The organism is Mycobacterium sp. IDUB_19, from assembly GCF_055419445.1.
The window spans coordinates 37,870-61,791 of sequence record NZ_JBVAXR010000012.1 but is presented as its reverse complement, the minus strand read 5'-3'; the positions used below and the strand labels follow the sequence as shown (position 1 = coordinate 61,791).

General features: G+C 66.9%; 22 protein-coding genes. 8 read left to right on the top strand and 14 right to left on the bottom strand.

The features are described from left to right. Positions 1-3 precede the first annotated feature (3 nt). Positions 4-1,869: a glutamine--fructose-6-phosphate transaminase (isomerizing) gene (gene glmS / locus ACZY0B_RS12285; RefSeq protein WP_463764384.1), complete on the bottom strand. Its 1,866-nt coding sequence runs from the start codon at positions 1,867-1,869 to the stop codon at positions 4-6. A 325-nt stretch (positions 1,870-2,194) separates the two neighbouring features. Here glmS and ACZY0B_RS12280 point away from each other — a divergent pair, with 325 nt between their 5' ends. The 3 genes from ACZY0B_RS12280 (at position 2,195) to ACZY0B_RS12270 (ending at position 4,584) form a co-directional block, all read left to right on the top strand. Further along, positions 2,195-2,626: a DUF2510 domain-containing protein gene (locus tag ACZY0B_RS12280; protein WP_463764382.1), complete on the top strand. Its 432-nt coding sequence runs from the start codon at positions 2,195-2,197 to the stop codon at positions 2,624-2,626. A 9-nt stretch (positions 2,627-2,635) separates the two neighbouring features. After that, on the top strand, positions 2,636-3,475 hold the full coding sequence (locus tag ACZY0B_RS12275; protein ID WP_463764381.1) for a dienelactone hydrolase family protein: 840 nt from the start codon (positions 2,636-2,638) through the stop codon (positions 3,473-3,475). 65 nt (positions 3,476-3,540) lie between these two features. Beyond that, the gene (locus ACZY0B_RS12270; RefSeq protein WP_463764380.1) at positions 3,541-4,584 is read left to right on the top strand and encodes an LLM class F420-dependent oxidoreductase; all 1,044 of its coding nucleotides are present in this window, start codon (positions 3,541-3,543) and stop codon (positions 4,582-4,584) included. A 4-nt stretch (positions 4,585-4,588) separates the two neighbouring features. On the opposite strand, the gene ACZY0B_RS12265 is transcribed toward ACZY0B_RS12270, so the two are convergent. The 9 genes from ACZY0B_RS12265 to eccCa form a co-directional block, all read right to left on the bottom strand. Beyond that, positions 4,589-5,980: a hypothetical protein gene (locus tag ACZY0B_RS12265; protein WP_463764379.1), complete on the bottom strand. Its 1,392-nt coding sequence runs from the start codon at positions 5,978-5,980 to the stop codon at positions 4,589-4,591. Positions 5,981-5,982: 2 nt separating this feature from the next. Beyond that, positions 5,983-6,300, bottom strand: a complete 318-nt coding sequence (locus ACZY0B_RS12260; RefSeq protein WP_463764378.1) for a type VII secretion target — start codon at positions 6,298-6,300, stop codon at positions 5,983-5,985. 47 nt (positions 6,301-6,347) lie between these two features. After that, entirely contained in the window at positions 6,348-7,685 is a 1,338-nt protein-coding gene (glmM, locus tag ACZY0B_RS12255; protein ID WP_463764377.1) for a phosphoglucosamine mutase, read from the bottom strand. A gap of 146 nt (positions 7,686-7,831) precedes the next feature. Then, complete coding sequence (rpsI, locus tag ACZY0B_RS12250) at positions 7,832-8,329, bottom strand: 30S ribosomal protein S9 (protein ID WP_463764458.1); 498 nt, start codon at positions 8,327-8,329, stop codon at positions 7,832-7,834. Between the two features lie 38 nt (positions 8,330-8,367). Further along, the gene (rplM, locus tag ACZY0B_RS12245) at positions 8,368-8,811 is read right to left on the bottom strand and encodes a 50S ribosomal protein L13 (RefSeq protein WP_463764376.1); all 444 of its coding nucleotides are present in this window, start codon (positions 8,809-8,811) and stop codon (positions 8,368-8,370) included. A 224-nt stretch (positions 8,812-9,035) separates the two neighbouring features. After that, positions 9,036-9,332 carry a WXG100 family type VII secretion target gene (locus tag ACZY0B_RS12240; RefSeq protein WP_463764375.1) on the bottom strand — a complete coding sequence of 99 codons (297 nt, stop codon included), beginning with the start codon at positions 9,330-9,332 and terminating at the stop codon, positions 9,036-9,038. Between the two features lie 12 nt (positions 9,333-9,344). Next, a complete protein-coding gene (locus ACZY0B_RS12235; RefSeq protein ID WP_463764374.1) occupies positions 9,345-9,671 on the bottom strand; it encodes a WXG100 family type VII secretion target in 327 nt (108 codons plus the stop codon). A gap of 84 nt (positions 9,672-9,755) precedes the next feature. Further along, positions 9,756-11,000, bottom strand: coding sequence for a type VII secretion-associated protein (locus ACZY0B_RS12230; protein WP_463764373.1), 1,245 nt, complete (start codon positions 10,998-11,000; stop codon positions 9,756-9,758). Next, positions 10,997-14,704, bottom strand: a complete 3,708-nt coding sequence (gene eccCa / locus ACZY0B_RS12225; RefSeq protein WP_463764372.1) for a type VII secretion protein EccCa — start codon at positions 14,702-14,704, stop codon at positions 10,997-10,999. The genes ACZY0B_RS12230 and eccCa overlap by 4 nt, the downstream gene beginning before the upstream one ends. Before the next feature lie 125 nt (positions 14,705-14,829). On the opposite strand from eccCa, the gene eccD reads away from it, so the two are divergent. Both eccD and mycP read left to right on the top strand, forming a co-directional pair. Next, positions 14,830-16,209 carry a type VII secretion integral membrane protein EccD gene (eccD, locus tag ACZY0B_RS12220; RefSeq protein ID WP_463764371.1) on the top strand — a complete coding sequence of 460 codons (1,380 nt, stop codon included), beginning with the start codon at positions 14,830-14,832 and terminating at the stop codon, positions 16,207-16,209. After that, on the top strand, positions 16,200-17,516 hold the full coding sequence (mycP, locus tag ACZY0B_RS12215; protein WP_463764370.1) for a type VII secretion-associated serine protease mycosin: 1,317 nt from the start codon (positions 16,200-16,202) through the stop codon (positions 17,514-17,516). Before eccD ends, mycP begins: the two co-directional genes overlap by 10 nt. Here the strand turns inward: mycP and eccB are convergent. Further along, complete coding sequence (gene eccB / locus ACZY0B_RS12210; protein WP_463764368.1) at positions 17,481-18,875, bottom strand: type VII secretion protein EccB; 1,395 nt, start codon at positions 18,873-18,875, stop codon at positions 17,481-17,483. The two genes, mycP and eccB, sit on opposite strands and share 36 nt — an antisense overlap. A gap of 155 nt (positions 18,876-19,030) precedes the next feature. Here eccB and ACZY0B_RS12205 point away from each other — a divergent pair, with 155 nt between their 5' ends. The 3 genes from ACZY0B_RS12205 to ACZY0B_RS12195 all read left to right on the top strand — a co-directional run bounded on the left by ACZY0B_RS12205 (position 19,031) and on the right by ACZY0B_RS12195 (position 21,328). Then, entirely contained in the window at positions 19,031-19,906 is an 876-nt protein-coding gene (locus ACZY0B_RS12205) for a cutinase family protein (protein WP_463764457.1), read from the top strand. A 108-nt stretch (positions 19,907-20,014) separates the two neighbouring features. Further along, positions 20,015-20,599: a cutinase family protein gene (locus ACZY0B_RS12200; protein ID WP_463764456.1), complete on the top strand. Its 585-nt coding sequence runs from the start codon at positions 20,015-20,017 to the stop codon at positions 20,597-20,599. 84 nt (positions 20,600-20,683) lie between these two features. Beyond that, on the top strand, positions 20,684-21,328 hold the full coding sequence (locus ACZY0B_RS12195) for a cutinase family protein (RefSeq protein WP_463764367.1): 645 nt from the start codon (positions 20,684-20,686) through the stop codon (positions 21,326-21,328). Between the two features lie 15 nt (positions 21,329-21,343). Here ACZY0B_RS12195 and truA read toward each other — a convergent pair whose 3' ends face one another. The 3 genes from truA to ACZY0B_RS12180 are packed head-to-tail and all read right to left on the bottom strand — an operon-like array spanning position 21,344 to position 23,860. Continuing rightward, on the bottom strand, positions 21,344-22,207 hold the full coding sequence (gene truA, locus ACZY0B_RS12190) for a tRNA pseudouridine(38-40) synthase TruA (protein ID WP_463764366.1): 864 nt from the start codon (positions 22,205-22,207) through the stop codon (positions 21,344-21,346). Beyond that, a complete protein-coding gene (gene rplQ / locus ACZY0B_RS12185; protein WP_463764365.1) occupies positions 22,182-22,784 on the bottom strand; it encodes a 50S ribosomal protein L17 in 603 nt (200 codons plus the stop codon). Before rplQ ends, truA begins: the two co-directional genes overlap by 26 nt. 32 nt (positions 22,785-22,816) lie before the next feature. After that, entirely contained in the window at positions 22,817-23,860 is a 1,044-nt protein-coding gene (locus ACZY0B_RS12180; RefSeq protein ID WP_463764364.1) for a DNA-directed RNA polymerase subunit alpha, read from the bottom strand. Between the last annotated feature and the right edge of the window lie 62 nt (positions 23,861-23,922).

Below are 23,922 nucleotides of genomic sequence, written 5' to 3'. Positions count from 1 at the left end.
CGGTTATTCCACGGTGACTGACTTCGCCAGGTTGCGCGGTTTGTCAACGTCGTAGCCTCGGGCCTGGGCAACCGACGCGGCGAACACCTGAAGCGGGATGGTCGACAGCAGCGGCTGCAAAAGGGTTGATACCGATGGGATTTCGATCAAGTGATCGGCATAAGGCCGCACGGTGTCGTCGCCCTCTTCGGCGATGACGATGGTCACCGCGCCCCGGGTCTGAATCTCGCGGATGTTGGACATCATCTTGGCGTGCAGCGTGGCCGATCCCTTGGGTGAGGGCATGACGACGATGACCGGCAGGTTGTCTTCGATCAGGGCGATCGGGCCGTGCTTGAGCTCGCCGGCGGCGAAACCCTCGGCGTGCATGTACGCCAGCTCTTTGAGTTTCAGCGCGCCTTCAAGCGCCACCGGGTAGCCGACATGGCGACCCAGGAACAGCACGGTCGAGGATTGGGCGAACCGATGAGCCAGCGCGGATACCGGTCCGATCGTCGCGAGCACCCGCGACACCAAATCCGGCATCGCTTCCAGCTCACGGTATTCGCGCTCGACCTCGTCCGGATACTTGGTGCCGCGGGCCTGCGCCAGCGCGAGGCCGACCAGATAGTTCGCGGTGATCTGGGCTAAAAAGGTCTTCGTCGAGGCCACGCCGATTTCCGGCCCGGCTCGGGTGTAGAGCACGGCATCGCACTCGCGCGGGATCTGCGAGCCGTTGGTGTTGCAGATCGCCAGCACCTTGGCCTTCTGCGCCTTGGCGTGCCGAACCGCTTCCAACGTGTCGGCCGTTTCGCCGGACTGCGAGATGGCCACCACCAGGGTGCTGCGGTCCAAAACCGGGTCCCGGTACCGGAATTCGCTGGCTAGCTCGACTTCGACCGGCAGACGGGTCCAGTGCTCGATCGCATATTTCGCCAGCAGCCCGGAGTGATAGGCGGTGCCGCAGGCGACCACGAATACCTTGTCGACCTCGCGCAGCTCCTGATCGGACAGCCGTTGTTCATCGAGCACGATGCGGCCATCCACGAAATGGCCGAGCAGAGTGTCGGCCACCGCCGTCGGTTGCTCGGCGATCTCCTTGAGCATGAAGTACTCGTAGCCACCCTTTTCGGCGGCGGCCAAGTCCCAATCAATATGGAACTCGCGATATTCGACGTCTTCGTTGCCATCGAAGTCGGTGATCCGGTAGCCGTCGGCGGTGAGCACCACGCATTGGTCCTGGCCGAGTTCGACTGCGTGGCGGGTGTGCGGAATGAACGCGGCCACGTCGGAGCCGACGAACATCTCGCCGTCGCCGACACCTACCACCAACGGTGTCGACCGTCGGGCCGCCACGATGGTGCCCGGCTCGTCGGCGTTGGCGAACACCAGAGTGAAGTGGCCCTCGAGTCGGCGCAGCACCGTCAGCACCGAAGCGGCGAAGTCGCCGGCCGTCTCACCCTCGCGATACGCCCGGGCGACCATGTGCACGGTGACCTCGGTGTCGGTGTCGCTGGCGAACTCGACGCCGACCGACTCCAGCTCCTCACGCAGGATCGCGAAGTTCTCGATGATGCCGTTGTGGACGACGGCGATCTTGCCGGCGGCGTCGCGGTGCGGGTGGGCGTTGCGATCGGTCGGGCGGCCGTGGGTGGCCCAGCGGGTGTGGCCCAGGCCGGTGGTGCCGCCCAGCTCCTCCGGCGACATTTCGGCCACCGCTTTGTCCAGGTTTTCCAGCCGGCCGGCGCGACGGCGCACGGTCAGTTTGCCTTCGCCGTCCACGAGTGCGATGCCCGACGAGTCGTAGCCGCGGTACTCCATGCGGCGCAGTGCGTCCATGACGACTTGGCAGGCAGGCGCCTGCCCCACGTAGCCGACAATTCCGCACATCATGACCAGGGTAATGCAGTCGTGCGCCCGGGCCAGCCCGCAGCGTGGACCGGCGGCGTGCTCAAACCCGCGTCTAACCTGCTCAAACCCGCGTTGAGTGTGCGCTGAAACCCGAGTCGCGCCTGCTCAAACCCGCGTCGAGTGTGCTCAAAGCCGCGTCGCACCTGCTCAAACCCGCATCGCACCTGCTCAAACCCGCGTCGAGTGTGGGCTGAGGGCGGCTTTTGGCCCGAATTGTCGCCCTGAGCTCACACTCGACGCCGTAGCGTCACACTCGCCGGCCTGACGGTATCGTTGGGCCGCCCACCTGCGCGAAAGGCCTGTTTTGACCGACCCGTACCGCCGCTTCTCTGTCAGGCTCTACGAGCACACCGGCGCGGTCATCTTGTGGCACCAGCGCACCCTCACCTTCACCGGCACGCTCGAGCAGTGCGAAAGGGCATACCGCAACGCGCAGACCCACTGTCTGCTGGCCGGCTGGTGGAGCGTGGTGTCGCTTCTCGTCATGAACTGGGTGGCGCTGATCTCCAACTACAACGCGATACGGCAGGTGCGCGCCCTGGCCGGGCAAGCCCCGGTGTCCTATGCCGAGAACCCCTACGCCCCGCCCGGCCAGGCCGGTCCCGTCGCCCCGGCGCATCCGGCCGGCCCACCCCGTCCCCTCGGCCCGCCGCCGGGCTGGTACCCCAACCCGGGTGGACCGGGGCAGCGGTACTTCGACGGTGTCACGTGGACTCACTGGACCCATCCCCGCTAACGTCAACGGGTGGCCCGCATCCGCAAGCTCGTCGCCGCCCTCAGCCGCCGTGGCCCCCACAAGGTTTTGCGTGGTGACCTGGCTTTTGCCGGATTGCCAGGCGTCGTCTACACCCCCGAGTCGGGGCTGAATCTCCCCGGCATCGCCTTCGGTCATGACTGGCTCACCGGCACCGCCCGCTACTCGGGTCTGCTCGAGCATCTCGCGTCGTGGGGCATCGTGGCCGGAGCTCCCGACACCGAGCGGGGTCTAGCACCTTCGGTGCTCAATTTGGCTTCCGATCTCGGCACCGCCCTCGACATCGTGGCCGGTGTGCGTCTTGGGCCGGGCAACATCAGCGTGCACCCCGCCAAGCTCGGGGTGGTGGGCCATGGTTTCGGGGCCTCGGCCGCGATATTTGCGGCAGCTGGAATGCCGGCCACACTGGCGGCGGTGGCCGCGGTGTTCCCCACCGTCACGGCTCCTCCCGCCGAGCAGCCGGCGGCATCGCTGAAGGTCCCCGGCTTGATCCTCACCGCGCCGGGAGATCGAAAGACGTTGACCGCCAACGCGCTAGCACTTTCCGGCGCGTGGCATACCGCCACGCTGCGCATGGTCAACAAAGCCGAACCCGGCGGGTTGAGCGAGGGACGACGGCTGGCCTCGGTGGTCGGGCTGCCCGGCCCCAACCGCCGAACCCAGCGATCGGTTCGAGCCCTGCTGACCGGGTATCTGCTCGCTACGCTGGCCGGCGACAAAACCTATCGCGACTTCGCCGATCCAGATGTGGTGCTGCCCAAGACAACTCCGGTCGACCCCGAGGAGCCAGCGGTCGCCCTCGAAGAGAAGATCGTCGCGCTGCTGAAATAGGCGGCGAACTCTGCTGAAAGCACCGCGTCGTGACCCGCCATGTCCGGCGTGATTAAGTGTCGTTCATGCGAATCGGTATCGCTCTGGATTATTCGGGCGGCTTCCACGAAGCCGTCGACCGCATCGTCGAACTCGAGAAGGCCGGCATCGATATCGCCGTGGTGGCCGAGGCGTATTCGTTCGACGCCGTCAGCCAGCTCGGGTATCTGGCCGCCAAGACCAACACCGTCGAATTGGCCTCGGGGGTGTTTCCCATCTACATCCGCACGCCATCGCTGTTGGCGATGACGGCCGCGGGTCTGGACTTCGTGTCCGACGGCCGATTCCACCTGGGCATCGGCACGTCCGGGCCCCAAGTGATGGAGGGCTTCCACGGCGTCGAGTTCGACGCTCCGATCGGCCGCACCCGCGAAATCGTGGAGATCTGCCGGAAGGTGTGGCGCCGCGAGCGGGTCCAATACGACGGCAAGTACTACCAGCTGCCGCTGCCCGCGGACCGCGGGACGGGTTTGGGAAAACCGCTGCAGCTCATCAATCACCCTGTGCGCGAACGTATTCCGATAACAATCGCAGCGCTCGGCCCGAAGAACGTCGAGCTCACGGCCGAGATCGCCGAGGGCTGGCAGCCGGTCTTCTACCTTCCGGAAAAGGCGGACACCGTCTGGGGCGAGGCGCTGGCCGCCGGCAACGCCAAACGGGATCCGGCATTGGGGCCGCTGGACATCATGGTGCACGCGTCGCTGGCCATCGGCGAAAACGTCGAGGAGCGGCTGGCCTGGGTCAAGCCGCAGCTCGCCCTCTACATCGGCGGAATGGGCGCCAAGGGCCGCAATTTCTATCACAACCTGGCGACGCGCTACGGCTACGGAGAAGTCGCGGACAAGATCCAGGAGCTGTACCTGTCCGGCCGCAAGAGTGAGGCCGTCGACTTGGTGCCCGACGAGCTGGTGCGTGGGATGTCGCTGATCGGCCCACGCGGTTTCATCGCCGAACGCATCGCCGCTTTCGCCGAGTCCGGCGTGACGACGCTGTTGGTCAGCCCGGCCGCGACCGACCCGAAGGAATCCGTGCGCTTCGTCGAAGATGTGCTTGCGCTGCGCGGCGCCTAAGGCGTCACTGTCCCGCCTGCGGAACCTGGTCTGCAGCAATCTCACACGGCGTTGACCCCTCGGTGGGGGGCGCCGGCGCGGCCGCGGGAGCAGGCGTGACCGCCGGGCCAGCCGCCTGCGCGGGCGGCGCCTCGTCGACCGGTAGCGGCGGCGTGTCAGCAGGCGGAGCACCACTGACTGGTTGAGCCTCGTCGGCTTCCTTTGGCTCATCAGCCTTTTCAGCGTCGGCGTCGTCACGCTGTTTGTTCGGGTCGTCATGCTTGTCGTCGGGGTGGAACGGATCCTGCGCGGAGGTGTCCTCGTCGAGCGGGTCCTTGCCCGCCGGATCGTCAAGCCCGGCCGAATCGCCAAGCCCGTCCGTCACCGAACCCAGCAGACCACTCATCGCATCGACAATCTGGCTGGCCAGCCCGCCGAGTCCGCCCAGCCCGCCGGCTCCCCCACCCAGATCGCCAAGCCCGCCGAGGCCGCTGGCTCCCGCCGGCAGGCCCGAAGCGTCTGCCAAGTCCGATAGCGGTGACGCAGGGGGCGTCGACGTCGCAGCCGGGAGGGAAGCCGGCGGCGCGGGCGCCGGATCGGCCGGGACGCCGGGAAGCACAGCGGCAGGCGCTGTCACCGCAGGTCCACTCGGCGGTGACCAAGCCACCGGCGGGGGCGGGGGCGGGGGCGGGGCCGGCTGAGGTGGGGAAGGTTGCCAACCCGGCCCGAGGTCGCCCGGCATCTCGAAGTACGCCGCGGCAGCGGCAGCCATTCGCTCATTCACCATGTCGTAGGCAGTTCCGAACGCCGCGAGCGAGGAACGCATGGCGGTCAACCAGTCGTTGCGAATGTCGTTGTCCACGTACGGTTTTATCTGCTGCTCGACGGCCTGTTGAGCCGTCGAGCGCTCTCCCGCGCTGGCCGTCACCACCGCGGCGGCGGCCAACCACGCCGACCGCTGCTCCTGGCTGCGATCGTCGATGGCGATGGCAGTGCCCACCTTGGAGTCGAGCAGATACCACAGGTTGTCGCGTAGCGATTCGCATCGCTGCGCGGCCGCGCGCGCTTCGGTGGCGACCAGGTTGGCGGCATCGCAATGGCGTTGCAAGAACGCAACCGCGGCGTCGCTGCCGACGCCCGTCCACGCCGCGGTCAGATCGGCAACCTGGGCATGCTGAATCCGCAAGCCTTCGGCGGCCGCGGCGCCGGCCGCCCGTAGCTGCGCACAGTCGCGGTCGAGGACATGAAGGTCCAGGCCGTCTTCACTGTCGAACCAGTCGCGGATCTGGGACGGGTGCGACGTAAGGTCCGGATGCTCGTATCCCATTGCCTGGCAGGCCCGTACGTAGGCCTGGGTGTGCTCGACGGCGACCCTGCCCTCGGCGAGGCGCTCGGCGACGTCCAACCGGTCGGCCACGGTCAGGCGATTCGCGCCGCGGCGTACAGTTCGGCGTCGGCATAACGTTCGGCGCCGGACCGCAGCGCAACGGCGATCGCGACCGAGGCGCGCGACCACTGCGACAGCTGTGCCGTCAATCGCTCCAGCTCGGCCCGCAATGCATCACCGCGCGCGGTGTAGGCCCGCCCAGCCGTCGCGCCGCTAAAAGCCAACGCCGCCAGATGATCACAGACAGCGCGGTCGACGAGTTCGGCGGCAGCCCGCAGTTGGTCGGCGACCCGGTGCACCGCCGCGACGTCGATCCCGGCGCGGTCAAAAGTAGCGTGTCCTATTCCCATGCCTAATCCGACGCCGGACACCCCGTTGGGGTTCCCGCGCAATCGGATTAACGCGCAGCACTGACCGCTTCGGCCACGCGGGTGGCCACCCGCTGAGCAATGTCTTCTTCGGAAGCTTCCACCATGACCCGGATCATCGGCTCAGTTCCCGAGGGGCGCAACAGGATTCGACCGGTGTCCCCGAGTTCGGCCTCGGCCTCGTCGACCGCGCTGCGCACCGACGGCGCGGCTGCCGCGGTGGTCTTGTCGGCGACCGCGACGTTGATCAGCACCTGCGGGAACGACTGCATCGGCGCGGCCAGGCCGGCCAGCGAGGAGCCGGTCTGCACCATGCGCGTCATCAAGCACAGCCCGGTGACGATGCCGTCGCCGGTGGAGCCGTGCGCGGGCATCACGATGTGGCCGGATTGCTCGCCGCCCAGACTGTACTCGCCGGAGCGCAGCTCCTCTAAGACGTAACGGTCGCCGACCCCGGTCGTGCGGACCGTGACCCCCGCCGAGCGCATGGCCTGGTGCAGCCCGAGATTGCTCATCACGGTGGTGACCAACGTGTTGGAAGCCAGTTCGCCGGCTTCCTGCATCGCCAGCGCGAGCACGACCATGATGGCATCGCCGTCGACGAGCTCGCCGTTGGCGTCGATGGCCAGGCACCGGTCGGCGTCGCCGTCGTGCGCGAGGCCCACGTCGGCGCCGTTCGCGAGCACCGCGGAGCGCAGCGAATCCAGGTGCGTCGATCCGCAGCCGTCGTTGATGTTGAGGCCGTTGGGCTCGGCGTTGATCGCGATGACCCGGGCACCGGCGGCGCGGTAGGCGCGCGGCGCAATCGAGGATGCGGCGCCATGTGCGCAGTCGACGACCACGGTCAGGCCGTCGAGCGGCTGCGTGCTGGCCTTGCCGACGTGGCGCAGGTAGCGATCGGCGGCGTCCTCGGCGTCAATGACACGACCGAGCGCGGCGCCAACGGGGCGCATGCCCGGGCCGGCTGCGACCAGTTCTTCGATCTGGTCCTCGGTGTCGTCGTCCAGCTTGCGGCCGCCGGGTCCGAAGATCTTGATGCCGTTATCGGGCATCGGGTTGTGCGACGCGGAGATCATCACGCCGAAGTCGGCGTCATAAGCGCCGGTCAGGTAAGCCACCGCGGGGGTGGGCAGGATCCCGACCCGCAACGCGTCAACACCCTGGCTGGTCAGACCGGCGATCACCGCGGCTTCCAGCATCTCGCCGCTGGCCCGCGGATCGCGGCCAATCACGGCGACGTGCCGGCCCGGTTTTCCCGGGCCCGCCAGGCGCCGCGCCGCTGCGGTACCCAGCGATAGTGCCAGCTCAGCGGTCAACTCGCGATTGGCGACCCCGCGAACACCGTCGGTGCCGAATAGTCGACCCATCGCACAAACCTCTCACAGTGACGTCACGCGCACAAAGTGCACTTACTTTTGTGACCGCAACCGCGCACGTTTATGCGACGACACGCCGAAGACGGCGGACAAAGACGCGCAAAGATGCGCAGTCGCGGCCAGAAAGTGATCCCTGATCAGCGCTTGCTGTACTGAGGGGCCTTACGGGCCTTCTTCAGGCCGTACTTCTTGCGCTCGGTGGCACGCGGGTCACGGGTGAGGAATCCGGCCTTCTTCAGCGGGGGCCGGTCCTCGGGCTGGACCAGAATCAGCGCCCGGGCGATGCCCAGACGCAGCGCACCGGCCTGCCCCGACGGGCCACCACCGTGCAGCAGCGCGTAGATGTCGAAGGTCTCCGCCCGATCGACGGTGACCAGCGGGGCCTTGATCAGCTGCTGGTGCACCTTGTTGGGGAAGTAGGCCTCCAGGCTGCGGCCGTTGAGGTCGAACTTGCCGGTGCCGGGCACCATGCGCACCCGCACCACGGCCTCCTTGCGGCGGCCGACGGTCTGGATGGGCCGGTCGAGCACGATCGGCGCGCTGGGCTGGGCCGCAGGAGTCTCCCCAGTGGTCTCGGCAGGAGTCTCCGCAGTGGTCTCGGCCGGGGTCTCGGCCGGGGTCTCCTCGGTGGTCACCTCGACGACCACCTCGGTCGTTTCGTCGTTGGTTTCGGTCACTGGGCCACCTGCTTGATCTCGAACGGAACCGGCTGCTGCGCGGCGTGGGGGTGCTGCGGGCCGGCGTAGACGTGGAGTTTGCGCTGGATCTGACGGCTGAGCTTGTTGTGCGGAAGCATGCCGACGATCGCGTTCTCGACGACGCGGGTGGGGTGCTTTTCCAGCAGCTCGCCGATGCTGCGGCTGCGCAGACCGCCGGGATACCCCGAGTGGCGGTAGGCCAGCTTGTTCTGCAGTTTGTCGCCGCTGAGGGCGACCTTGTCGGCGTTGATGATGATGACGAAATCGCCGCCATCAACATTGGGCGCGAACGTCGGCTTGTGCTTACCGCGCAACAGGGTGGCTGCCGCGACGGCAAGGCGTCCAAGCACTACGTCCGTGGCGTCGATGACGTGCCACGACCTCGTGGTGTCACCCGCCTTTGGCGCGTAGGTGGGCACAGCGCTTACCTTCTTCTCTCTCGGGTGGATCCCGGTTCGAGCCGGGTGCCGGTCAGGCGTCCACGGTTGGGGTTTGGTCTCGGCGACCGACATCGACCCGAGTCCCCGGCGTACCGCACGCCAACGGAGCAGCATACCGACCCACATCCCCGCAGGTCAAAATGACTGTGTGGTCCCGACGGCTCTCCTTCCGCCGGGACCACACAGGGGCTCAATGATTGCGGCTACCTTGCCCAGACGCCGGCCGCCCGGCGATCGGCGTTCGCTACCTCGTCCGCGCCGTCGCGGACGGCGTTTCCCAGGTCCACCAGGATCTCGTTCAACGCAGTGGCCGCCTGGTGCCACTTGAGCTGCTCGGCCTGGTACGCGGCCGCCGCTTCACGGGTCCAGAGCTGCTGCAACGGGGCGATTTGAGACCTGAGCTCGTCAAGCGCGGCATTGAGGCGAGCCGACGTGGTGTGGATCTCCTGGCGCACCGAGTATTCGATTTCGCCGAAGTTATAGGACAGCACTGGGTCCACAGGAACGCCCTCTCACAAATTTCCGCCGGCAGCGCCGATGTGGTGTGCATGGTTCTGGCCGGCGTCCTGGAGCGTGAGCTCGTTGTGCCGAATGGTGTCGGCGATCGTGTGCAAAACGTGGTAAAGCCGCAACGACTCGGCATTCCAGCGGTCCACCACTTCCTTGAACCGTGCAGCCGCAAGCCCGCCCCACACCGACGGCGGCACACTGCTCATCCGGCCGATGAACGCCTGCAGCATCGCCCGGATCTCTTCGTTGCGAGCGTCCGTCGTGCCGGCGACCGAGCGCATCAGATCAAAGTCGGTGCTCAGCGTGTTCGCACCTGGCGGTGTAGTCACCCTTCTCCTTCCCTTCTGATACCAAGTACGACCGCCCAGGGCTCCATTCGGTTCCAGCCGATTTTCTCGACTCGTCCCCGAGACTCATCCGATCGCGTGGGCGGAACGCACCGCCTGCTCGCACGGGATGCGGACGGCTTCCTCACCGCCAGGCCTGCTCTGGCATCCGACGCTGATCCGAACCGATCCATCAACCAACACCGTCCATCGCACGTGATGACTTGCGCGGACTTCGCGATAGCTCACCGCGGGCCGACCGGCGGTGACTCCGGATGGGTTGAAGTCGACAAACACACCGGGGGGCTCGGTGTCGATCGCACGTTTCAACCGGTCGGCAGTGGCACTGAGCGTTTCATCGGGAATAGGCGACTGTGTGATGTGCAGCGCCACTTCAGGATCTGATGGCGAAGTCACCTGCACCCGAGCCGAACCCGGCCCCGCGACCACGCGCGCTGTCCGCCAGGTCGCCGGCACGGTCAGCGCAACTCGTCCTTCCACCAGAAATGTCGTTGGCGCCGCATCGATGGACGACACGGCGCGATGCCCGACCGCGGTCATCGCCGGAACCGTTGCGGCCAGCACGACGGCAGCGGCTGCCAATCCACCACGTATCCCGACGCGCGATCGCACATGACGGGCATCGACAACCGACGGCGGACGGGGCGACTCATCCTGGGCCTTGGCAATCGCCGAGGCCGTCAGCCGCGACAGCCGCGCGTCGTCGATCTCCACTGCTCTGAGACCAGTTCGCCGCACTTTTTCGGCGATCAACGCCGCAAGCGGTTGCGCCCCGTCGACCGTGCCAGGGGCATCGATCAACACGGAAGCCGCTGTGCCGAAATCTATTTCGGTGAGAAGACGCGCAATCTCCTCGGCAACGGCGTCCGGGTCTCCCCGGCGCGGTACGGCAACGACTTCCCCAGCCGAGATCGCCACCAACCGCTCAGCGATCTCCACCACCGGCGCTTCCGGCTGTGCATTCGATGCCTGCCTGAGCAACCACGACCGCGGGCGTTGCTGCACATCTCCAGACAGGGTCGCTGCAGCCGCAGTCACGACATCGGTCCGCGACGACGGCCACCACGACGGATGCACCACCTGAATTACTTTCTGCGCGTGTAGGTTCTCGCAGACCAATGGCCGCAGCACGCTGCGCCACAACGAATCGACGGCTACCGGCCGCCCATCCACCAACGCCACCTGATCGTCAATCGCATCGAGCGCCGCGTGAAAAATTTCGGACGTTTCGTCGTCGACTCTTCCTGTACCACAACATAAGCGGCGGATCGTCCCCGGACCGGTCGCGATGATGGTGGGGTGCGTGCTCACGGCGCCGGACTCCAACCCACCTGGATTACCTGTTCGTCGCCGGCCTGACTGATCAAAACGCCACGTCCCGCAGGCAACCGTGCCGGACGTCCCGAAGCCAACAGGGAACCGTCCTCCGGACGCGCACTCATCATCAGTCCCAGGCAGCCGATCTCGCGCAGGCCCGCCAGCACCGGCTCGAAGACGCCGCGCGCTGCGCCTCCGCTGCGCCGCGCCACGACCATGTGCAATCCCAGATCGCGTGCATGCGGCAAGTATTCGAGCACGGATAGCAGCGGGTTTCCCGCCGGCGTAGCGACCAGGTCGTAGTCGTCGACCACGACGTAAACGTCTGGGCCCGACCACCAGGATCTGGCCCGCAGCTGCGCCTGAGTCACGTCTGGCGGGGGCATCCGGCGCCGCAGCACGTCGAGTAGATCCGGCATCAGCGACCTGAGCGCAGTCGGCGACATGGCATAGCCGCCGAGATGTTCTGACTCCACGACACCGAGCAGCGTGCGCCGAAAGTCGACGATCAGTATTTGTGCCTGCGCAGCCGTCTTGGTCCGAACAATTTCGCGGCACAAGGTGCGCAACGTGGTGGTCTTCCCGCACTCGTTGTCGCCGAGAACCAATAGATGCGAATTCCGTTCGAAATCCACTGCGACCGAGCGCAATCGCCGCTCTTCAAGACCGAGGAGGGTTTGCTTCCCGCCTTCGTCGCCCGCCTGGTCGACGACGACATGGTGGTCGATGTGCTTGGGCAGCAGCGGTATTGGCGGGGCGGCCAACTCACCATGACGACATCGCAGCGCGTCCACGTCGATAGGCGGGGAAATGACCATCTGCAGTCCGTCCCGGGACAGACCGCGGCCGGGTCGGTCGAGGGGCACCTCGCGTGCTCGTTTGCGGTCAAGCTCGGAATCGGCTGGATCGCCCAGCCGCAACTCGATGCGGGTGCCGAGCTGATCCTTCAGCGACGGCCTGATGTCTGCCCACCGCGACGCTGAAAGCACCACGTGCACTCCGAACGAAAGCCCCTGGGCCGCAATGGCAGCGATCGATTCCTCAACCTCCTGGAACTCATGGCGCAGGCTCGCCCAACCGTCGATGACAAGAAAAACCTCACCGAACGGATCTTCGCCGTCGATGCGCTGCCCGCAATAGTCAGGCTCCCGGGAGCGCACGAGGGACTCAATCTCGGCGATCACGCGGCCGACAAGCCGCGGCTCGGCTCTGCTGGCGACCGCACCCACGTGCGGCAATGCACGCAGCGACGCCATCGCTCCACCGCCGAAGTCCAGGCAGTAAAACTGCACCTGACCCGGATCGTGAGCGGCGGCCAACGCGGTGATCAACGTCCGCAGTGCTGTCGACTTGCCCGTTTGAGGTGCACCCACGATCGCGACATTGCCTGCAGCACCTGACAAGTCGACCATCAGCTCTGTGCGGCACTGCTCGAAGGGGCGGTCGACAATGCCGATGGGTACAGCCAGACGGGCCGATGCGGTGTCGCGTAACAGACTCTCCAGCGGCGGCGCCACGTCCAGCGGGGGTAGCCAGACGCGGTGCGCGCGCGGCCCGTGTCCGGACAGGCGGTCCAGGACGGTCCGCAGAATCGTGGGTGCGGGCGATCCATCCGGCTCGACGACGCGCGCGATCGGTCCGACGGCCTGGGTGGTGAACGTTCGCACCGATGCCGGCGTCTCCTGGTGTGCGGGTAGGTCGCCACGAGCCAGCCGTCCTGCCTGCAGCGGTCCCGACACGAACGCGGTTTGGAAGCGGATCAGCTCGCCGCTGCCGGAACGCAGAAAGCCCGCGCCGGGCATGTTCGGCAGCTCGTAGGCATCGGGTGTTCCCAAGACGATTCGTGATTCGCTCGCGGACAAAGTCTTCAAGCACACCCGATAAGACAGGTGGGCTTCCAACCCGCGCAGCCGGCCCTCGTCGAGCCGCTGGCTAGCGAGCAATAAATGCATGCCCAGTGACCGGCCCAGTCGACCGATCGCGACGAACATGTCGGCGAAATCGGGATGCTGGCTGAGCAGTTCGGAGAACTCGTCGACGATGATGAACAACGCGGGCAAGGCGGGCATCCGCATTCCGGATCTACGTGCGTGCTCGTATGCCGTCATGCTGACGCAGCGCGCCATCCGCAACAACTGTTGCCGACGGTTCATCTCACCGGCCAGTGCGTCTCGCATCCGCGCAACCAGGGGCGCCTCCTCCGAGAGGTTGGTGATGACCGCGGAAACGTGCGGCGCCTGCGTCAAGTCGAGAAACGTTGCCCCGCCTTTAAAGTCAATAAGGAGCAGGTTCAGTACTTCCGGGGAGTTTCGCACCATCATCCCGAGTGCGACGGTGCGCAGCAGCTCCGACTTGCCCGACCCGGTTGCGCCCACGCAGAGCCCATGTGGCCCCATGCCATTTTCGGCGGCCTCCTTGATGTCCAGCTCGAGAGGCACTCCGTCGACCGTGTTTCCGATCGGAGCGCAAAGGCGATCGCGGGGGTCTTGGCTGCGCCACAGCGTGATCGGGTCAACATGGGCAACGTCGTCAAGCCCGACAAGGCCCGGCCAGTCCTTGCCGCCGGCCCGTTCAGACGCGGCGCCTACCCGGTATCCGGCAAGCCGGCGCGCGCATATCTCCGCGTCGAGCAGATCCATCCGGTCGGGGTACGTCAACGCGTGAACCTCGTCGCCGTGCGTGATCGTCAACGGCGAGCCGCGGCGACAAGCGCCGGTCTCGAGCATCGTCGCACCCGTGACCACGCTGGCGCCATCGGCGTCGCCGCGGCGCGGTAGGTCGCAAATCACCACGACACGCGCCGGCAGTCCGGTACCGGCTAGCGCGGTCTGCGCCTCACCCGCGCTGCGGTACACCATGCGGGCGGGCCCCACCGAATCGCTGGCCACCGGATGTTGATTGTGCGGCAACCACTTCAACCAATCCCAGTGGGCTCGATACTGGCTCCCGACCACACCGACGATCAGCACCTGATCCGGAGGGTGTAGCACGGCCAGCTGGCAGATCATCGCGCGTAGCAGTCCGCGTACCTCGGCGGCATCGCCATCGATGGTCACGGATGACCCTGCACCCAAATCAACTGCGATTGGCACGTCCGCGATCGTGGCGTGTGTGTGGATGAACCGACCCGCGGCCGCGACGGTGACTGGATCGGAGCGCTCGTCGGCGTCGATTTCGGGTGCCACCAGGCGGGTCGAAAGCGCCTGATCACCGATCCCGATACGAACCCGACAGAAGTCGGGGTCGGATGCTCGCCGCTCCCACATTCGCGGGACGCCGATCAATGTCCACAGTGCGGCCGGATCAGGGTGAGCCCAGTTAAGTGATGCGCGCTGCGCCGCAGCGGTTTCGGTCACTGCCGCACGAAGGCGACCAAGGTAGCCCAGGTAGTCGGCTCGGTCAGCGTTGATCTCGCCTCCCCGCCGGTGGCCACGTCGGGTGACCGCAGTCAGCACCATCGAACCCAGCATCATCATCGGGAACGCCACAAATGCGGGGTTGCGGGTCACGGCCGAACCTGAAAGCAAGGTCACTGCCATGACGCCCAAAGTCGCGAAGGACATGCCGACTGGAAGCATGCGCACCAACAGGTTTGGAGAGTCGGGGCGCGGGAGCTCAGGCGGTGCGGCAACGACGATGTCTTCGGTCGCGGCTTGCGGTGGCAGCTGCCGCACGGCAGGCACGAACCCCTGAGTCATCCCGGCCCCTCTCAGCGTGCGACGACGGTAAGCAGCGGCGTAAACGTCCGCAACTCACCTGTGGACAAGCGAATACCGATGGATCGGAATCGCGTTAGCGTCTGGATCATCCGAATCTGAAGAGGGTGACGTTGTCTGTATCCGATCCGGGGCTATGCCGCGTATCCGTGCATGCCGGCACTGCCGTCGTCGACGTGGCGCTACCGTCCGGGATGCCTGTTGCCGCCCTACTCCCGCCGATCATCGACATCCTCAAAGCCCACGGGGTCAGCGATCTGGTCGGGGCGCGGTACCAGCTGACAATCCCCGGCACGGCCACTTTGGATTCCTCAATGACGTTGGCGCAAAACGGCGTCTGTGACGGCGATCTCCTCGTCGTGAGCAGGTCCGCAACCCCGCTGCCCGCCTTTCGCCACGACGACGTAGCGGAGGCGGTGTCGGAGACGCTAAACGGCCGGACCTCGAGTCCGTCCCGGATTCGCCGGGTTACGCGGCTCAGTGCCGCGCTGGCGGCCGGCAGCCTTACCGGCATTGGGGACCTGGCACTTATCCGAAACACTTTCACGGCCAACGCGGAAGGCTACTTTGGCGAGACCGCGGGAATCGCGGCACTTGTCGCGTTCGTCGCCGCGATGACGGCGACGCTGGCGCGGCGCGCCTATCGTGACGCGATGGCCGGGCTCACGCTGAGCCTGATTGCCACGGCATTCGCCGCGACAGCGGGCTTTCTGGCGGTGCCTGGCGCCCCGGGTCTGCCTAACGTGCTGCTGGCCGCTGCAGCAGCGGCGGTCGCGGCGGTGCTGGCGATGCGCGTATCAGACTGTGGGGAAATCACATTGACCGCAGTGTCGTGTTTCGCGACACTTGTTGCTGTCGCGGCGTTCGGGGGTGTGGCCACCGGCGCCCCGTTGTACGTGGTCGGCGCGGTATCGGCGTTGGTATCGCTGGGCCTGCTTGGCGTAACGGCACACGCTGCTGTCGTCCTGGCCGGATTGTCACCGAAGCAAGCCGGCTCCGCCACCGCTGGCTGCGATTTGGGCGCCAAGGCGCTCCGCGCTGATGCCTGGCTGTCCACTCTGCTGGCCGCATTCTCGTCCTTGGCAGCCATCGGCGCGATCGTCACCGTATTGGCGGGCACACCGCGATCTGGTTGCACTGCCTTCGCGGCGGCGACCGGCGCGCTACTGTTGCTACGCGCCAATTCGGCCGATACGAATCGGAACTTGGTGTGTGTCATCGGCGCGGTGGTGGCTATCGGAACAACGTTCGGCCTCAACGCGATCAGAGCCCCAGAGCACGGCCCGTGGATCGCCGCAGGGACCACGTTGGCGGTCGCCGCCACCGTCTACCTGGGGTTCGTCGCTCCCGGGATATCTTTCTCACCCATCGCGCGAAAGACTGTCGAGCTGTTGGAATGTTTGGTCCTGATCGCGATGGTGCCATTGACCTGTTGGATATGCGGCCTTTACGGCGCCGCTCGAGGTGTGCATCCGATATGGAGTTGAGCACTTCACGCGCCGTGCGGTTGATGGCGGTATCGGTGCTGACCGTGCTGTCGCAATTCGGAACACCATCGGCACAGGCGGTTTCGCCGCCGGAGATCGACGACAGGTTGCTGCCCAAGCCCGCGTTGCCGGCACCGCCGCGACCGACCGTGCAACGCGAGGTCTGCACCATGGTGGCAGGAGGCCCGGGGCCTGGCCGCAATCAGCTCGCGGACCTCGATCTTCCCCGTATCTGGCAGCTCACCCGCGGCGCGGGCCAACGGGTCGCGGTCATCGATACCGGTATTTCGCGACACCGACGGCTGCCGGATGTGGTACCGGGAGGCGACTATGTGTTCACCGGTGACGGCACCCAGGATTGCGACGCGCACGGAACTCTGGTCGCCGGAATCATCGCCGCCGCAGCCGATTCCAAAAGCGACACTTTCAGTGGTGTGGCGCCCGACGTCACGTTGATCAGCATCCGTCAGTCCAGCGGGAAATTCGCACCCGCAAGCGCCCCGGCGAGCCCGGGGATCGGTGATGTGGACACGATGGCGAGAGCGGTCCGGACCGCCGCGGACCTAGGCGCGTCGGTCATCAATATTTCGTCGGTGGCGTGCGTTCCAGTTGCCTCGGCTCTCGATGACCGGGAACTAGGCGCCGCGCTGGCCTACGCGGTCGACGTCAAGAATGCCGTTGTCGTTGCCGCGGCTGGAAATACCGGTGGCGGCGGGCAGTGTCCGCCGCAGCGCCCGGATGCGACCTGGCAGACCATCTCGGTCGCGGTCAGTCCGGCCTGGTACGACGACTACGTGCTGACGGTCGGTTCGGTGAACGCAGGCGGGGCGCCGTCGGCCTTCACCCTGGCGGGCCCCTGGGTCGACGTCGCGGCGACCGGCGAGGCGGTGACGTCGCTGAGTTCTGCACCGTTGTCCGGCACCAGCTACGCCGCACCAGTCGTCAGCGGGCTCGCCGCCCTGATCCGGGGGCGGTTCCCGGCGCTGACGGCCCGGCAGGTGATGCAGCGCATCGAGTCGACCGCGCACCATCCACCCGCGGGATGGAATCCGTTGGTCGGCAACGGCACTGTCGATCCCCTTGCCGCGGTGAGCACCGACTCGGGCGCGCCCGGCAACATCGCCAAACCACCGCCGGCGCGCGTGCCGATCGCCGCGCCACCGCCATCCAGTCCAACGAATTCTCGTGCGCGTGACACCGCGTTGCGCGGCGCAACCCTGTGCGTGGTCGCTTTGATGTGCGCGCTGATCGTCGGTGCGGCCAGGCGGCGGTTAGGGAAGTCCAGGGATGACGTCGCGGGCGACTGACGCGTTCGCCCGGCTGAGTTCCGGCCCGGACGGCAACACCGCAAGCATCGGCCACGGCACCGGGACAGCGTCCGTCCGCAGACCGAGATCGTGTGCGGCATCGTTGTCGTGAATCGCGAACCGTACCCCGGTGTCGGTGACGAGGTAGCGTGCCCCGGCTCCGCCACTTCCCCGCACGTAGGCGTTGCGGCCGGGCGGTATGTAGAAGCCATCGAGTGCAGGACCGCGACCGTCGGCTTGCGATAGGGCCACCGGCGCCTGACCGGCCGGCATCGGCAGACCGCTCCCGGCAAGCAAGGCGACCCCGGCATGGTCGGATGGCGGCGGCCCCGAACTCGCGCACACGGTGGTAGTGGTGCCGCTCGAGCTGCCGTCCCCGGGTGCGCGTTCGGGAAACGTGTCTACCGGCAGCGTGTTCGAGATCGGCGCGCCCCGCAGCACGTCTGGTGCCACGGCGATGACGTCGGCGGCGCCCCGCGAGTCGCGGAAACGCAAAAGATCCGCGGCCACCTGGCCCACGCGCTGGACCCCGGTGCTCAAGACGGCGTAATACTCGTCACCGTCTCCGCGCGTGATGCGCAGCACACTGCCGACTGGAAAGGCGGGAATTCCAGCCGCCTTGCTGCCCGCGCCGCGAATCCGTGGAGCCGTGATCGGGGGCGCCTCCGGGACCGCGTTCAGCAATGCCTGCGAGACGACGAGCGGCGCGTGACCTTCCAGTCGCAGTGCACGCACTACGGCGGTGTCCGCAAGGTCGACCACGGCGCGCTGCCCGTCGTAGAGCAAGTAGGCCGGCGGACCGGTACCCGGCGTGACCAGGAGTGCCTGATCGCGGGCGAGGCGATGGGCCATCAACCCCCCGGTCGACCCGACGACGACGGTCGTGGCCGTTCCGCCAGCCGTATCGCAGATCGTCCAGGCCGCTTCGTCGCCGGACAGTAGGGGGCCGAGAAGCTGCGGTGCGCCCGGAATGCCCAGCAGCGGACCGCGTTTGGTGCGCCCCAATTCTGACTCGGGCACGATCTGCGGATTGGCATCAGTCGCCGCGATCAACCGCGCCGAGGCCAGGTTCAGCGCCGGGTGCCAGGTATCGCCGACTCGCACGTACAGCGCTCCGGTTTCCTTGCCCATGACGATCTGAGCGTGATCCAGCCGTAACTGGGGCCGCAGCGCCCCAACAAACGCGCATCCCACCACCACGATCGCCGCCAGCACGCAGCCAACCGTCAGGGGTCCCGTCCGCGCCCGAAGCGGCTCACTGGACGCACGGGTATCCCCGCTCAGCAATGCGCGCTCGATGCGACGCAGCAGGAATCGGTAGCCGCTGACGTGCACCCAAGTCGTTGGTTGGTGGGGCACTGACCCTCCCAAAATCCGCGAACCCGCTGGTCACGTTAAACCGCGAACCAGCCCGCTTGCCGCCGGTTATCCACAGGCGGACAGGTTTCGGCAGGTCTCAAAGTGGGTAAAATTGCCGGGTGATTTTTCACCGCATACGTAGCCCTCGGGCGGGCATCGTGCGGTCAGCCGGTCGCTGGGTCGGCCTGGGCGCTGCCGCCCTGGTCACGGCCTCGGGCCTGCTCGCCACGCCGAGTGCCCCCGTCGCGCACGCCTTCGACTGCCCCGACGTCGAGGTCATCTTTGCCCGCGGCACCAACGAGCCACCCGGCCTGGGCCGAGTCGGGGATGCTTTCGTCGACTCGCTGCGCCAGCAGACCGGCGGACTGAACATCCTGCCCTACGGCGTGAACTACGCCGCCAGCAAACTGCAGCTGCACGGCGGTGACGGCGCCAATGACACCATCGACCGCGTCAAGAAGAGCGTGGAAACCTGCCCGAACACCAAGATCGTGTTGGGCGGCTACTCCCAAGGCGCGTCGGTGATGGACATCGTGGCCGGCGTTCCGATCGGCGGCATCAGCTGGGGCAGCTCGCTCCCGCCGCAGTACGCCACCAACATCGCCGCCGTGGCCACCTTCGGCGACGTGGCCGACCGCTCCGGCGGCACCCTGCCCAGCCAGAGCGCAATGCTGGGCTCCAAGGCGATCGACCTGTGCAACCCCAACGACCCGATCTGCCACGCCGGCCCCGGCAACGAGTGGAGCGGGCACACCGAGGGCTACGTCCCCGTCTACACCACCCAGGCGGCGGCGTTCGTCGCGTCCAAACTGATGGCCGGCACCGGTTCGTCAGTGCCCGGGTACGGGCCGTCGGCCCCGGGTGCTGGCCCGCAGACCCCCGGTTACGGCCCGCAGACCCCCGGGCAGGCGCCCGGTCCTGGGCCGCTGACGGCGGGCCCGCAGACACCGGGATCTGCCCCGCAGGCGCCCACCCCGCCGCTCCCCGGATCCACCACGCCGGGCACCGACGTGGTTGCCGCGGTTCACTGACGCACTGCCAGTAACCCGTACCATCGCGGCATGAGTTTTGCCGCAATAAGACCCCGGGCGCACAGATGTGCCAGCTTGGCGGCCGCCGCATTCCTCGCTGCGGCCGCAATGCTGTTCGCAGTCCCGCTGATCCCCCGCGCCTGGGCATCATGCCCGGACGTCGAGGTGGTGTTTGCCCGGGGAACCGATGAGCCACCCGGCGTCGGGAAGGTCGGCGGGGCCTTCATCAACTCCCTGCGCCAGAAGACTGGCCTAAATGTGGGGGCGTACGGAGTCCACTATCCCGCCAACGATGACTTCCTGGCCGCCACCGAAGGCGCGAACGATGCCAGCGCCCACATCCAGCACATGGCCGACAACTGCCCCAACACCAAGCTGGTGCTCGGCGGCTACTCCCAGGGCGCCGCCGTCGTCGACATCGTCACCGCCGCACCCCTGCCCGCCCTCGGTTTTCAGGACCCGCTACCGGCCGTGGCCGCCGATCACGTCGCGGCGGTCGCCCTGTTCGGGAATCCGTCGGGCCGGGCCGGTGGTCTGATGAGCGCCCTGAGCCCGGATTTCGGCGGCAAGATCATCGATCTGTGCAACAGTGGCGACCCGATCTGCTCCGACGGCGACCAGTGGCAGGCCCACCTCAACTACGTGCCCGGATTGACCAACCAAGCAGCACATTTCGTTGCCGACAAGATGTAGCGATGCAAAGATCCGGTCACATCGGGGTCGCGGAGTGGCCACAGCCGTTCACTAATCCCCGGCGATGATGCGTACCATCGGCTCATGGGGGTTAGACCGTTCGGCAACGCATTGCTCGCAGCTTTCATGACCATCGGCCCGGCAGCGGCCTTGGCTCCGGTCGCATCGGCGGCACCGCCGTGCCCGGGCGCCGAAGTGGTGTTCGCCCGCGGCCGCGAGGAACCGCCCGGCGCCGGGCTGGTCGGCGATGCGTTCGTCAATTCGCTGCGCTCCAAGACGCAGATGCCGGTCGGCGTCTACGGGGTCAACTACCCCGCCGACGTCGATCCCGCGAAGGGCTCCAACGACATGAGCGCCCACGTCCAGTACATGGCCAAACACTGCCCGGACACCCGCGAGGTGCTCGGCGGCTACTCGCTCGGGGCCGTGTCGGCCGACCTGGTGATCGCGGTGGCCCAGCCCTCGTTCGGGTTCAAGAACCCGCTGCCGCCCGGCATGGATCAGCACGTCGCAGCCGTCGCGTTGTTCGGCAACGGCACCCAGCGCGTTCTCGGCCCGGTGCCCGGCTTCAGCCCCGCCTTCGCCGGTAAGACGATCGAGGAATGCGCCCCCGGCGACCCGATCTGTTCGGGCACCGGCAAGGCGGTATGGGCGTCGCATCTGCAGCCGTCCTACATCGACTCCGGACTGGTCGATCAGGCCGCGGCCTTCGCCGCCGGCAAGCTGTAGCGATACCGAACGGCCCTAGCGGGTGCGCAGATCGCGGGTGATCAGGATGCGCGACGCGAGCTCGCCGTCGGGGGGGTAATCCACCCCTACCAGCGTCAGGCCCTGCGCCGGCGCGGCCGCGAAGTCGCTGGATCGTGCTGTGGCACTGAGCAATTCACCACACCACTGCGGTGTGCGCCGATGCTCGCCGACGGCCAGCAGTGCCCCGACCAGTGAGCGCACCATCTGCCAGCAGAACGCATCGGCGCTGACGTGCGCGGTGATCAAGTCACCCTCGCGTGTCCAGTCCAGGCGCTGCAGGTCGCGAATCGTGGTGGCACCGGGGCGATGACGGCAGAACGCGGCAAAGTCGTGCAGCCCCAGCAGATCTTGTGACGCGAGACTCATCGCGTCCACATCCAAGTCACGGGGCCAGGCGGTGATGTAGCGCGCCTGCTGCGGCGCCACACCGTAGGCGGCCGTCGACAACCGGTACTCGTAATGACGCCGCAGCGCCGAGAACCGCGCATCGAAACCCGATGGGGCGCGGGTAATTCCGAGCGCCCGCACGTCGGTGGGCAAAAAGCGGCCGAGGCGGCGCAGCAGCGGCAAAAACTCGGGCTCACCGGCGCGCGGCGATCGCGGGTAGGCATTCGGCAACGCGGCGGCGGGCACATCGACGTGGGCCACCTGACCGGTGGCATGTACCCCAGTGTCGGTGCGCCCAGCCGCCCACAGCCGTACCGGCGTGCGGAAAACCGTCGTCAGCGCGTCACCGATGACGCCGGCGACAGTGCGCTGCCCGGCTTGAGTTGCCCAGCCCGCGAAATCTGTTCCGTCATAGGCGATGTCGAGCCTAAGACGGACGTCTTCGCTACTTGTCGGTGGACTCGTCGTCACCCTCGTCGGCGGCCTCCGCCTTGGGCTCCTCGGCCGGTTCGGCCTCGGTGGCAGACTCAGCCTCGGTGGTCGTCTCTTCGGACTCGGCTTCGGTGACCTTGACCTCTTCGGCCTCAGCCTCGTCCGCCGGTGCCGTCGCCGCGACAGGTGCTTCTGCCTGTTCGGGAGCCTTCTTCGAAGACTTCACCCGACGCGCACGGTCGGCCTCCGACGTCACGGTCTTTTCCTGCACCAGCTCGATCACGGCCATCGGGGCGTTGTCGCCCTTGCGCGCCTCGACCTTGATGATGCGGGTGTAGCCGCCGTCACGATCGGCAAAGAACGGCCCGATCTCCGCGAACAGGGTGTGCACGACATCCTTGTCGCGGATCTTCTTCAGAACCTCTCGACGGTTGTGCAGCGTGCCCTTTTTCGCGTGCGTGATCAGCTTCTCCGCGTACGGCCGCAGCGCACGCGCCTTCGGCTCGGTCGTCTTGATGCGACCGTGCTCGAACAGCGACGTGGCCAGGTTGGCCAGCAGAGCCTTCTGGTGCGAAGACGACCCGCCGAGGCGAGGGCCCTTGGTGGGCTTGGGCATTGCAGACGCTCCTGTCTAGGGGTTCAAAAGCCTTAGAGCTGTTCGGTTTCGGCGTAGTCCTGGTCGTCGTAAGCACCCTCGGTGGACCAGGTGCCGGTGGCGACGTCGTAACCCGCGACCTCCGACGGGTCGAAGCTCGGCGGGCTGTCCTTGAGCGACAGGCCCAGCTGGTGCAGCTTGACCTTCACCTCGTCGATGGACTTCTGGCCGAAGTTGCGGATGTCGAGCAGGTCGGACTCGGTGCGGCTCACCAGCTCGCCGACGGTGTGCACACCCTCGCGCTTGAGGCAGTTGTAGGACCGCACGGTCAGGTCCAGGTCGTCGATCGGCAGCGCGAACGAGGCGATGTGGTCGGCCTCGGCCGGCGACGGCCCGATCTCGATACCCTCGGCCTCGACGTTGAGTTCGCGTGCCAGACCGAACAATTCGACCAGGGTCTTACCCGCCGACGCCAGTGCGTCACGGGGGCCGATCGAACTCTTGGTCTCGACGTCCAGGATCAGCTTGTCGAAGTCGGTGCGCTGCTCGACACGGGTGGCATCCACCTTGTAGGTGACCTTGAGCACCGGCGAGTAGATGGAATCGACTGGGATACGGCCGATTTCGGCACCCGAGGCACGGTTCTGCACGGCCGGCACGTAACCACGACCACGCTCGACGACGAGCTCGACCTCGAGCTTGCCCTTGTCGTTCAGCGTCGCGATGTGCATGCCGGGGTTGTGCACCGTCACGCCGGCCGGCGGCACGATGTCACCCGCGGTGACCTCACCCGGGCCCTGCTTGCGCAGGTACATGGTGACCGGCTCGTCCTCCTCGGAGGACACGACCAGACCCTTGAGGTTCAGGATGATGTCGGTGACATCCTCTTTGACGCCGGGCACGGTGGTGAATTCGTGCAGCACGCCGTCGATGCGAATGCTGGTGACGGCCGCGCCGGGGATCGACGACAGCAGCGTGCGCCGCAGCGAATTGCCAAGCGTGTAACCGAATCCCGGCTCCAGCGGCTCGATGACGAACTGGGACCGGCTGTCGGTGAGGATTTCCTCGGACAATGTGGGTCGCTGAGAAATCAGCATGGTGTTTCTTCTTCTCCTTCTCGGCACCCGCTATTTGATGCCGTTAGGGTTTCCGAACCGGC